Origin of the sequence: Streptomyces hazeniae (assembly GCF_031845485.1) — a bacterium.
GTDB classification, from domain to species: Bacteria; Actinomycetota; Actinomycetes; order Streptomycetales; family Streptomycetaceae; genus Streptomyces; species Streptomyces hazeniae.
On sequence record NZ_JAVREQ010000001.1, the window covers coordinates 660,839 to 673,185 of the forward strand.

At 75.9% G+C, this 12,347-nt stretch carries 2 protein-coding genes (1 of these 2 cut by a window edge); both read right to left on the bottom strand.

Features of this window, described 5'->3' with window-relative positions:
• On the bottom strand, positions 1–10,671 hold the 5' portion of the coding sequence (locus tag RM572_RS02730; RefSeq protein WP_311671621.1) for an SDR family NAD(P)-dependent oxidoreductase. Its footprint begins 1,452 nt before the window's first position; only the first 10,671 of its 12,123 coding nucleotides appear in the window; its start codon is at positions 10,669–10,671; the stop codon falls past the left edge of the window.
• A gap of 114 nt (positions 10,672–10,785) precedes the next feature.
• The gene (locus RM572_RS02735) at positions 10,786–12,162 is read right to left on the bottom strand and encodes an NDP-hexose 2,3-dehydratase family protein (RefSeq protein ID WP_027764837.1); all 1,377 of its coding nucleotides are present in this window, start codon (positions 12,160–12,162) and stop codon (positions 10,786–10,788) included.
• Positions 12,163–12,347 lie beyond the last annotated feature (185 nt).

The window sequence follows — 12,347 nt, forward strand, 5'->3', positions numbered from 1 at the left end:
GACGGCGCGCGCGTCCAGGACGGGCGGCAGGTCGACGCGGCCGCACCAGCGGTGCGGTTCGTCCAGGCCCAGGACGGTGCCCAGGCCCCAGACCTGCGCCTGGAGCGGGTGGTCGACGCGGTCGCCGTCGACGGCGCCGACGGCGCCGCGGGTGACGGTCCACAGCGGGGCGTCCGGGAGCATCGCGGCGAGGGCCCGTACGGCGGCGACGGTGTCGGCGAGGCCGGTGGGGACGGCCGGTTCGCCGGCGTGCGGGCGTTCGTCGAGGGCGGTGAGGCAGAGGACGCCGTCGACGTGGGCGGGCAGGGCGGACCCCGCGTCGGCCAGTGCGGCGGCGGTGTGGCGGTGCACGGTGGCGCCGTGCTCGGCGAGTCCGGCGGCCACGGCGTCCACGGTGCCCGCGCCGTCCGGGTCCGGGACCTGCGGGACGACGAGGAGCCAGTCCCCGCCCAGCTCGGTGGCGCCGGTCTCCGGCACCTCGGTCCAGTCGACGCCGTACCGCCAGCCGTCGGCCACGGCCTGTTCGGCGCGGGCGGCGGCCGCGGCGGGCGGCTCGATCCAGTGGCGGCGGCGCTGGAACGGGTAGGTCGGCAGCACCACGTCGCCGGCTGCCGGGCGGGCGGGGAGCGCGGGCGTCCAGTCCACGGCGGCGCCGCGCGTCCACGCCTGGCCCACGGAGAGCAGGAAGCGGTGCAGGCCGCCGTCGTCGCGGCGCAGCGAGCCGACGGCGTACGCGTCGTCGCGGTCCTCGACGGCCTCCTCCAGCGCCGTGAGCAGCACCGGGTGCGGGCTGTTCTCCACGAAGAACCCGTAGCCCTGCTCGGTCAGCGCGTGCACGGCCTCGCCGAAGCGGACCGGCTGCCGCAGGTTGGTGCACCAGTAGGCGGCGTCGAGGGCGGCGTCGGTCACCCAGTCGCCGGTGACGGTGGAGAAGAAGGGCACCTCGGGACGGCGGGGCTCGACGGGGGCCAGGATCTCGGCGAGTTCGCCGAGGATCGGCTCGACGTGCGCGGAGTGCGAGGCGTAGTCGACGGGGATCGCCTTGGCCCGCACGTGCCGGGCCTTGCATGCGGCGACGAGGTCCTCGATCGCATCCCGGTCGCCCGCGACGACGGCCGAGCGGGGTCCGTTGACGGCGGCGAGCGAGAGCCGTCCCCCGTATTCGGCGAGCAGCTTCTCCGCCTCGTCGGCGGGTACGGCGACGGTGGCCATGCCGCCACTGCCGGCGACGGCGGTGATGAGGCGGCTGCGCAGGCACACCACGCGCGCCGCGTCGCGCAGCGACAGGGCACCGGCGACGCAGGCGGCGGCGATCTCGCCCTGCGAGTGGCCGACGACGGCCGCCGGCTCGACGCCGTAGGACCGCCACAGCGCCGCCAGGGACACCATCACGGCGAACGACGCGGGCTGCACCACGTCGACGCGGTCGAGCGACGGGGCTCCGTCGGCGCCGCGCAGCACGTCGGTCAGCGACCAGTCGGCGAACGCGCCGATCGCCGCCTCGCACTCGGCCATGCGCGCGGCGAACACCGGTGACTGCTCGGTCAGTTCGACGGCCATACCGGCCCACTGGGCGCCCTGTCCGGGGAAGACGAAAACGGTGCGTCCCAGAGGGCCGGCGCTCTCGGTGACGATGTCGTGCCCGGGTTCGCCGTCGGCCAGGGCGGTCAGGGCGGTGGCGAGGCCGTCACCGGTGTGCGGGCCGACGACGACGGCGCGCTGCTCGAAGCGGGCCCGGGTGGTGGCGAGGGCGTGGCCGACGGCCGCGACGTCCCCGTCCCGGGCCTGGTCCGTGAGGGCCGTCGCCTGTGCGCGCAGCGCGGCCGGGGTGCGGGCGGAGAGCAGCCACGGCACGACCGCGGGTGCGGGCACGTCCGCCTCGGGTGCCGGTCCGGGCTGTTCGGGGGCGGATTCCAGGATGACGTGGGCGTTGGTGCCGCTGATGCCGAAGGCGGAGACGCCGGCGCGGCGCGGCCGTTCGCCGGCGGACCACGGCTGCGCCTCGGCGAGCAGGCGCACACCGCCGGACTCCCAGTCGACCCGGGTGGTGGGCCGCTCGGCGTGCAGGGTGCGCGGCAGGGTGCCGTGGCGCAGGGAGAGCACCGTCTTGATGACGCCGACGACGCCGGCCGCCGCCTGCGTGTGGCCGAGGTTGGACTTGGCGGAGCCCAGCCACAACGGCCGGTCGGTGTCCCGGTCCTGGCCGTAGGTGGCGAGCAGTGCCTGCGCCTCGATGGGGTCGCCCAGCTTCGTGCCGGTGCCGTGCGCCTCGACGGCGTCCACCTCGGAGGGCTGCAGCCCGGCGCGGTGCAGCGCCTGCCGGATGACGCGCTGCTGGGACGGGCCGTTCGGGGCGGTCAGACCGTTGGACGCGCCGTCCTGGTTGATCGCCGAGCCGCGGACGACGGCCAGCACCCGGTGGCCGTTCCGCCGTGCCTCGGAGAGCCGTTCGACCAGCAGCACGCCCACGCCCTCGGCCATGCCGAAGCCGTCGGCGTCCTCGGCGAAGGAACGGCAGCGGCCGTCGCCGGACAGGGCGCGCTGTCGGCTGAAGCTGACCATGGGGGTGGGCGTGGACATCACGGAGGCCCCGGCGACGACGGCGAGCGAGCACTCGCCGGAGTGCAGCGACTGCGCGGCCATGTGCAGGGCGACCAGCGAGGACGAGCAGGCGGTGTCGACGGTGACGGCGGGGCCGGTGAGACCGAAGGTGTAGGCGAGGCGGCCGGAGGCGACGCTCGGAGCGCTGCCCGTGACGTGGTAGCCCTCGAGCTCGCCGGGCATGCCGTGCGGCTGGCCGTAGTCGGGGGTGAGCGCGCCCGCGAACACGCCGGCCTCGCTGCCCCTGAGATCGGCGGGCACGATGCCGGCGTTCTCGAACGCCTCCCAGGTGGTCTCCATCAGCAGGCGCTGCTGCGGGTCCATCGCCAGCGCCTCGCGGCCGGAGACGCCGAAGAAGTCGTGGTCGAAGTCCCCGGCGCGCGGCAGGAACCCGCCGTTGCGGACGTAGCTGGTGCCGTGCCGGTCGGGGTCGGGGTCGTAGAGCGCGTCGACGTCCCAGCCGCGGTCGCCGGGCAGGCCGCCGACGCCTTCGCGGCCGTCGCTGAGCAGCCGCCACAGGTCGTCCGGGCCGGTGATGCCGCCGGGCAGGCGGCAGGCCATGCCGACGATCGCGAGGGGTTCGCCGGAGACGGACGCCGGGGCGCCGCCGGCCTGCGGGTCCGCTGCGGGGGTGTCGCAGGTCTGCCGCCACAGGTGGTCGGCGAGCAGCGCGGGGTTGGGGTGGTCGAAGACCAGGGTGGTGGGCAGGCGCAGTTCGGTGGCCTCGGCGAGCCGGTTGCGCAGTTCGACGGCGGTGAGCGAGTCGAAGCCGGCGTCCTTGAAGGCGCGGTCCACGTCGATCGCGGCGGCGTCGCGGTGACCGAGGACGGCGGCGGTGTGCTCGCCCACCAGGTGCAGCACGGTCGCGCGCTGCTCGTCCTCGTCGAGACCGTCGAGCCGGGTGCGCAGCGCGGTGGCGGTCTCGTCGGCCGCGGTCGCGTCCGGCGCGGGGGCGGTGACGAGTTCGCGCAGCAGCGGGCTGGGCCGGGAGGTGGTGAAGACCGGCCCGAAGCGGTCCCAGTCGACGTCGGCGACGGCCAGGGCCGTCTCGTCGTGGTCGAGGACGAGTTGCAGGGCGTCCAGGGCGGGTTCGGGGTCGAGGACGGGCAGGCCGGTGGCGGCCAGGCCGGAGAACAGGCTCTCGTCGATCATGCCCCCGCCGCCCCACGGGCCCCAGGCGATCGAGGTGGCGGCCTCGCCGCGGGCACGGCGGCGTACGGCCAGGGCGTCCAGGCAGGCGTTGGCGGCGCCGTAGGCGCCGTGGTCGGCGACGCCCCAGGTGCCGGAGATGGAGGAGAACAGCACGAACGCGTCGAGCGGCGTGCCGGTGAGGAGTTCGTCGAGGAGCAGCGCGCCGTCCACCTTGGCGCTGAGGACGGTGGCCAGTTCGTCGGGCCCGGCTTCACGGAGCGGGCCGAGTGCGACGGCGCCGGCGGCGTGGAAGACGGCGGTCAGCGGCCGGTCGTCGCCGATGCCGTCCAGCAGGGCTGCCAGGGCGTCGCGGTCGGTGGTGTCGCAGGCGACGGCGGTGATCTCGGTTCCGGTGCCGCGGAGTTCGTCGGCCAGTGCGGCTGACTCCTCCGTTGCGCCGCGGCGGCTGGTCAGCAGGACGCGTGCGGCGCCGCGTTCGGCCAGCCACCGGGCGAGGCGGAGGCCGAGCGAGCCGGTGCCGCCGGTGACCAGCACCGTGCCGCGTGCGGTCCAGGTGCCGTCGGCCGGGCGGCGGGTGGCGCGGACGAGGCGGCGGGCGACGACGCCGGCGGGGCGGATCGCGGCCTGGTCCTCGCCGTGGGCACCGGCCAGTACGGCGGTGAGCCGTTCGGCGGTGCGACCGTCCCGGGCGGCAGGCAGGTCGATCAGGCCGCCCCACGCGCGGGGGTGTTCCAGGGCGGCGGCGCGTCCCGCGCCCCAGACGGCGGCCTGCGCGGCGTCGGGCGCGGCGTCGGACGGGCCGGTGGCGACGGCGCCGCGGGTGGCGCACCACAGCGGGGCGGTGACGCCCGCGTCGTCCAGGGCGCGCAGCAGTCCGGCGACGGCGGCGACCTGGGCGGACGGGCCGTCGGCGTCGAGGGCGAGCAGGGAGAGCACGCCGCCGGTGACCTCGCCTCCGGCCAGTGCGGTGCGCAGCGCGTCGCCGTCCGGCCCGGCACCCGCCTCGGGGGCGTGGTGGACGAGGTCGGCGCCGGCGTCGCGGAGGGCCGCGCACACGGCGTCACGGGTGGCGGTGTCCGTCGTGCCACCGACGACCAGCCAGGTGCCGGAGAGCACCTGCGGGCCGGCGTCGGGCACGGGCCGCCAGGCGACGTCGTACCGCCAGGCGGCCACGCCGGACGGCTGCGCCTCCGGGGCGCGTTCGGCGGAGGGCGCGGGCGGCGTCCACCAGTAGCGGCGCCGCTCGAAGGGATAGGTGGGCAGGTCGACGCGGGCGGGCGTGAGTCCGGCGAAGACGGCGGACCAGTCGGGTGCGAGCCCGTGGCAGTGGGCCGCGGCCAGGGCGGTGAGGAAACGGTCGAGGCCGCCCTCGTCGCGGCGCAGCGAGCCGAAGGTGGCGCCGTCGGTGACGTCGGCGGCCTCCAGCGTCTGCTGCACGGCGATGCCCAGCGTCGGGTGCGGGCCGGTCTCGACGAAGACGCGGTGCCCGTGCTCCGCGAGCAGCCGGGTGGTCTCCTCGAAGCGGACGGTGCCGCGCAGGTTGCGGTACCAGTAGGCGCCGGTCAGTTCGGTGCCGTCCAGGACGCTCGCGGTGACGGTGGAGTAGAACGGCACGCGGCTCGTGCGGGGTTCGACGGGGGCGAGCAGGCCGGCCAGTTCGTCGCGGATCGACGCGATGTGGGCGGAGTGCGAGGCGTAGTCGACGGGGATGCCGCGGGCGTGGATCTGCTGGCGTTCGCACGCGGCGAGCAGATCGGCGACGGCGTCGGACTCGCCGGAGACCACGACGGTGGACGGGCCGTTGTGGGCGGCGACGGAGATGCGGTCGCCCCAGGGCGCGATCATCTCCTCGACCCGTGCGGCGGGCAGGGAGACCGACGCCATGGTGCCCTGTCCGGCCAGGCGGAGGATGGCGCGGCTGCGCAGGCACACCACGCGCGCGGCGTCGCGCAGCGACAGGGCGCCCGCGACGCAGGCGGCGGCGATCTCGCCCTGCGAGTGGCCGACCACCGCCGCGGGCTCGATGCCGTAGGACCGCCACAGCTCGGAGACGGACACCATGACCGCGAAGAGCGCGGGCTGCACGACGTCGACGCGGTCCAGCGACGGGGCTCCGTCGGCGCCGCGCAGCACGTCGGTCAGCGACCAGTCGGCGAACGCGCCGATCGCCGCCTCGCACTCGGCCATGCGGGCGGCGAACACCGGCGAGGTGTCGAGGAGTTCGGTGGCCATGCCCTCCCACTGACCGCCCTGGCCGGGGAAGACGAACACCGGGCGGTCGTCGCCCGCGGGGACGCCGCGCACCGGGCCGGCGGCCTCGCCGGGGTCGGCGAGGGCGGCCAGGGCTTCGTCCAGAGCGGGACGGCCGTCGGCGACGACCGCCGCGCGGTGCGGGAGGTGGGCCCGGGTGGTGGCCAGCGCGTGGGCCACGTCGGCCGGGCGGAGGTCCGCGTCGCGGTGGAGCGCGGCGCGCAGGCGGCGGGCCTGCTCGCGCAGCGCGGCGGGGGTGCGGGCGGAGAGCACGTAGGGCAGCGGCGCGCCGTGCTCCTCGGGCGCGGCGGCGGGTGCGTCCTCGCGCACCGGTGCGGGTGCGTCCTCGCGGGGCGCCTCGGTGACGACGACGTGCGCGTTGGTGCCACTGACGCCGAACGCGGACACTCCTGCGCGGCGCGGCGCGCCGTTCCGGGCCCACGGCACGGCTTCGCTGAGCAGCCGCACGCCGCCGCCCGACCAGTCGACGTGGCCGGTCGGCGTGGCGGCGTGGAGGGTGCGCGGCAGCAGGCCGTGCTGGAGGGCCAGCACGGTCTTCATCACGCCGGCCAGCCCGGCGGCGGCCTGGGTGTGGCCGATGTTGGACTTCAACGAGCCCAGCCACAGCGGGCGTTCGGCATCCCGGCCCTCGCCGTACACCTCGATCAGCGAGGTCGCCTCGATCGGGTCGCCGAGGGTGGTGCCGGTGCCGTGGGCCTCGACGGCGTCGACGTCGGCGGGCCGCACGCCGGCGTCGGCGAGCGCCTGCCGGATCACGAGCTGCTGGGACGGGCCGTTGGGTGCGGTCAGGCCGTTGGACGCGCCGTCGGAGTTGACGGCGGTGCCGGAGAGGACGGCCAGCACCCGGTGGCCGTTGCGGCGGGCGTCGGAGAGACGTTCCAGCACCAGGCTTCCGGCGCCCTCGGCCCAGCCGGTGCCGTCCGCGTCGTCGGAGAAGGCCTTGCAGCGGCCGTCGGGGGCGAGGCCGCGCTGCCTGCTGAACTCGACGAAGATTCCGGGCCGGGCCATCACGGTGGCGGCGCCGGCCAGCGCCAGCGAGCACTCGCCGCTGCGGAGCGACCGCACGGCCAGGTGCAGCGCGACCAGCGAGGCGGAACAGGCCGTGTCCACGGTCAGGGCGGGCCCCTGGAGGCCGAGCACGTACGCGATGCGGCCGGACAGCGCGCTGTTGGTGGTGCCGGTCAGGGCGTAGCCCTCGACGCCGTCGGACGCCTCGTGCAGCCGCGGGCCGTACTCCTGCGCCATGGCGCCGACGAACACGCCGGTGCGGGTGCCCGCCAGGGCGGTCGGGTCGATGCCGGCGCGTTCCAGCGCCTCCCAGGAGGTCTCCAGCAGCAGGCGCTGCTGCGGGTCCATGGCGAGTGCCTCGCGGGGGCTGATACCGAAGAACTCGGCGTCGAAGTCGCCCGCGTCGTGGAGGAACCCGCCCTGGGCGACGGTGGAGCCGCCGGGCCGGTCCGGGTCGCCGAGCAGTCGCTCCAGGTCCCAGCCCCGGTCGGTGGGGAAGGCCGAGACCGCGTCGGTGCCGGCCAGCAGCAGCTCCCACAGGTCCTCGGGGCTGCGCACGCCGCCGGGGAGGCGGCAGCCCATGCCGACGACGGCGATCGGGTCGTCCTCCGGGGAACCCCCGGCCACGGGAGCCGGGGCCGCCGGGGCGAGGCTGCGCGGCGCGGCGATGCGGTCCGGCAGCAGCGCGGTCAGCCGGTCGGCGAGCCGGACGGGCGTGGGGTGGTCGAACAGCACGGTGCTCGGGAGCGTGAGGCCGAGGGCGTCGCAGAGCCGGTTGCGCAGCCGCACCGAGGACTGCGAGTCGAACCCGGCGTCGCGGAAGGTCGTGCGCGGGGCGACGGCGGACGGATCGCCGTGGCCGAGGACGGCGGCGGCGTGCGCGCGCACCAGGTCCAGCAGCAGGCGCGGACGTTCGCCGGGCTCGGCCTCGGCGAGGGACGCCAGGGCGGCGCTCAGCGCCTGGTCGTCGCCCTCGGAGGCGACGGTGTCGAACCAGTGGCGGCGACGCTGGAACGCGTAGCCGGGCAGGTCCACGACCCGGGTGCGGGCGCCGGTGAACGCGGCGGTCCAGTCGGCCTCGACGCCCCGCACCCACAGCTCGGCGAGCCCTTCGGTGAACCGGTCGGCGCCGCCGTCGTCGCGGCGCAGCGACCCGGTGACGACGTCCGGGGCGTCGCCGGACGCCTCCAGGGTGGCCTCCACGGCGGCGGCCAGCACCGGGTGCGGGGACGACTCGACGAACACGCCGTAGCCGTCCGCGGCGAGGCGGCGTACGGCGTCGGCGAACCGCACCCGCTCGCGCAGGTTGGTGAACCAGTAGCCGGCGTCCATGGCCGCCGGGTCGGCCCAGTCGCCGGTGACGGACGACATCAGCGGGATGTCGCCGGCCTGCGGGGTGATGCCGTGCAGGGCCTCGGCCAGCCGTTCGCGCAGTACGTCCATCGCCGGGGAGTGCGAGGCGTAGTCCACGGCGATGCGGCGGGCCCGCACCTCGCGCTCCTCGCAGCGGGCGACGATCTGCTCCACGGCCTGCGGCTCGCCGGAGACGACCACCTGGGAGGGGCCGTTGACCACGGCGACCGACACGCGGCCGGACCAGGGCTCGATCAGCGTTTCGGCCTCGTCGGCGGGCAGCGCGAGGGAGGCCATCGCCCCGTGTCCGGCGGCGAGTTCGGCGATGGCCCTGCTGCGCAGGCACACCACGCGGGCCGCGTCCCGAAGGGACAGCACCCCGGCGACGCAGGCGGCGGCGATCTCGCCCTGTGAGTGGCCGACCACGGCCGCCGGCTCGACGCCGTGGGACCGCCACAGGGCGGCGAGGGACACCATCATCACGAAGGAGGCGGGCTGGACGACGTCCACACGGTCCAGCGAGGGGGCGCCGGGGTCGCCGCGCAGCACGTCGGTGACGGACCAGTCGACCAGGCCCGCCATCGCGCGCTCGCAGTCGGCGACGCGGCGGGCGAACGCCGGGGAGGAGGCCAGCAGTTCGCGGCCCATGCCGGCCCACTGGGCGCCCTGCCCGGGAAAGACGAACGCGGTCCTGCGGACGGGGCCCGCGACGCCCGAGACGACGTGCGCGGCCGGGTCGCCGCCGGTCAGGGCGGCCAGTCCGGCGGCGTGGTCGCCGGTCACCACGGCGCGGTGGCCGAACGCGGTGCGGGTGGTGGCCAGCGACCAGCCCGCCTCCACCGGGTCCGTGCCGCCCGCGGCGAGCGGGCGCAGCGCGGCGGCCTGGCCGCGCAACGCGGCGGCGCCGCGCCCGGACAGCACCCACGGCACCACGGCGGGCACGACGGCCGGTGCACCGCTCGGCGGGGCGTCGGGAACGGTCTCGGGGGCCTCGGAGAGCACCAGGTGGCAGTTGGTGCCGCCCATGCCGAAGGCGCTGACGCCTGCGATCCGGGGCCGGTCCGTCTCCGGCCAGGCGGTCCCGCGGTCCACGACCCGCAGGTGCAGTGCGTCCAGCGGCACGTCGGGGTGGGGGGCCTCGAAGTGGAGGCTGGCGGGAAGACGTCCGTGGCGCATGGCCAGCAGCACCTTGAGCAGACCGGTGACGCCGGCGGCGCTCTCCAGGTGGCCGAGGTTGGTCTTCACCGAGCCGACCAGCAGCGGGTGCGCGGCGTCGCGGGCGCCGCCCAGCACCTCGCCGAGCGCGGCGGCCTCGATCGGGTCGCCGACGGGCGTGCCGGTGCCGTGCAGTTCGACGTACTGGGCGGCGGCGGGCGGCAGCCCGGCGGAGGCGTACGCCTCCCGCAGCACGTCCGCCTGCGCCTGCCGGCTGGGGACGGTGAGGCCGTCGGTGGCGCCGTCGTTGTTGACCGCACCGCCGCGGATCACGCCGTGGACGCGGTCGCCCGCGGCGACCGCGTCGGACAGCGGCTTCAGCACCAGGGCGACGCCGCCCTCGCCCCGGACGAAGCCGTTGGCGCGGGCGTCGAAGGTGTGGCAGCGGCCGTCGGGGGACAGTCCGCCGAACTCCTCGGCGACGGAGGCGGTCTCGGCGGCCAGGTTGAGGTTGACGCCGCCCGCGACGGCCAGCCGGCTCTCGCCGCGCTGGAGGCTGCGCACCGCGCTGTGCACGGCGACCAGCGAGGACGCCTGCCCGGCGTCGACGACCATGCTGGGCCCGCGCAGGCCGAGGAAGTGGGAGACGCGGTTGGCGATCAGGCCGCGGCTGACGCCCGTCATGGCGTGGTGGTTGGCCGCGCCCGCTCCGGCACGGCCGAGCAGTGTCGCGTAGTCGTCGCGCATGGCACCGACGAACACGCCGGTGGCGCTGTCGCGCAAGGTGGCGGGGAGGGTGCGGGCGTCCTCCAGCGCGGTCCAGGCGAGTTCGAGCATCAGCCGCTGCTGCGGGTCGAGCACGGCCGCTTCGCGCGGGGTGATACCGAAGAACGCGGCGTCGAAGGTGTCGACGTCGTCGAGGAACGCGCCCCAGCGCCCACCGGCCCCTTCGCGTCCGGCGGGCACCTCGGTGACGGCACACTCTCCGTCGCTCAGCAGCCGCCAGAAGGCGTCGGCGTCAGGCGCTCCGGGGAGCCGGCAGGACAGTCCGACGATCGCGACGGGCTCGTCCCGGCGGCCGTTCGCCGACGGGGACGGGGTGTGGGAGTGCGCGACTCTCGTTTCGTCCATGGATCGTACTGCTCCCGCCTACTGAAGCGATCTTGTGTGTCCGAACCGCTCGGAAAGGGGCGCCGGCCGCGAGGGCCGCTCGGAACGCCCCTCGCCGTCCGTCCGGGGGCCGGGTCAGCCGGCGACGGCCCGCAGGCACGCGACGAGGCTCCGGGCCTGCACGTTGAGGTAGTGCCGGTGCTGGAGCAGCCAGCTGAGCTGGGGAACGGTCACCCACCGGAATCCGGGCGGCTCCTGGTCGGGGTAGTCCGCACCGACCTCGACGATCGTGTAGCGGCTGCGCGAGTGGTAGAACCGCCCGCCCTCCTCGGACATCTCGGCGTCGAACAGCACCGTGTCCTGCGCCAGGTGCCGCTCCACGTCCGCGAACGGCTGCCGCTCCTCGTCCGGGAGGCCGGCGTAGTTCTCCGGGGTGCCCTGCACCGTGGGGGCGAGTTCGATGGCGTCGATGTACCCGGGCTCGATGCGGGCCCGCAGCAGCGCGTGCAGGACCCCGTCGAAACGCTTGACGACCAGCGAGACGACACCGAGGCCGTGCGGCTCGATCAGGGGCTGGCTCCAGCCGCTCACCTCGCGGCTGTTGGCCACCACGTCCACCGCGCGGACGCTGAAGAAGGCGCCGCTCTCGTGCGACACGGCGTCCTCGGTGCGCCGCCAGCCGGGCAGCCCGGCCAGGCCCACGACCTCGGTCTCCACGTCCGGCATGGCCTGGTGCGTGGTGATCCAGTTCAGCAGTTCGGTGCCGGTGTGCACGCCACCGGCCGGCTCGGCGCCGGGCAGGCAGGACAGCACGGTGCGGGCGTCCATGTTGACCCGGTGGTCGATCCGCAGCTGCTCCTGCACCTGCCCGAGGGTCAGCCAGCAGAAGTCCTCGCCGGCCTCCACCTCGGGGCCGACCTCGATCACCATGTTCCGGTTCCGCTTGCGGTAGAACCAGGCTCCGTGCTCGGACTGGAGGACGTCGGCGACGACCCGGTGCGGCTCGGCGTCCCGGAAGTGCTCGATGTACGGCACACCCCGGCCGCGGTGCACGCCCGTGTAGTTGCTCTTGGTCGCCTGCACGGTCGGCGACAGCTGCACGCCGTTGGGGTTGCCGGGCTCGGTCTTCGCCTGCATCAGCAGGTGCAGCACGCCGTCGATCTCGCGGACGGCGATGCCGAGCAGACCGATCTCCTGCTGGAGGATGATCGGCTGCGACCACTCGCGGACCGGCCCGCGGTCGACCCGCACGTCCAGGCCGGCGACGGTGAAGAACCGGCCGCTGTCGTGCACCAGGTTCCCGGTGCCGGAGGCGAAGGTCCAGTTGCGCATGGACCGGAACGGGATCGGTGTGACGTCCTGCGACTGGCTCGCACACCGGTCGGCGAACCACTTCGCGAACTCCTCCGCGCCGGTGGCGACGCCGTCGACCGCGCGCGCCGACTGCGCGAGTCGCTCGGTCAGCCGGGGGTCTTCCTGACGGAGAACGCCGGGTCCGGTGGTTGGCGGCATGGGAGTCTCTCTCCGGTTCGTGAGGTCGACGGATCGCTCCGTTCCGGCCGGGGGACGTGGCCCGTGCGACCGGCTTTCAGTCCGTGGCGTCCGTCCCAGACGACCACGCCCCGCAGAAGGGTCCTAGGAGGGCAAGTGGCTCTCTAGGGGTTCACTCAGATCCCCGCCGGCGGCCCGCCTCGTGG

Bases quoted from the DNA above. Each gene is read 5' to 3' on its own strand.
- RM572_RS02735 (WP_027764837.1), bottom strand. From the start codon at position 12,162: ATGCCGCCAACCACCGGACCCGGCGTTCTCCGTCAGGAAGACCCCCGG.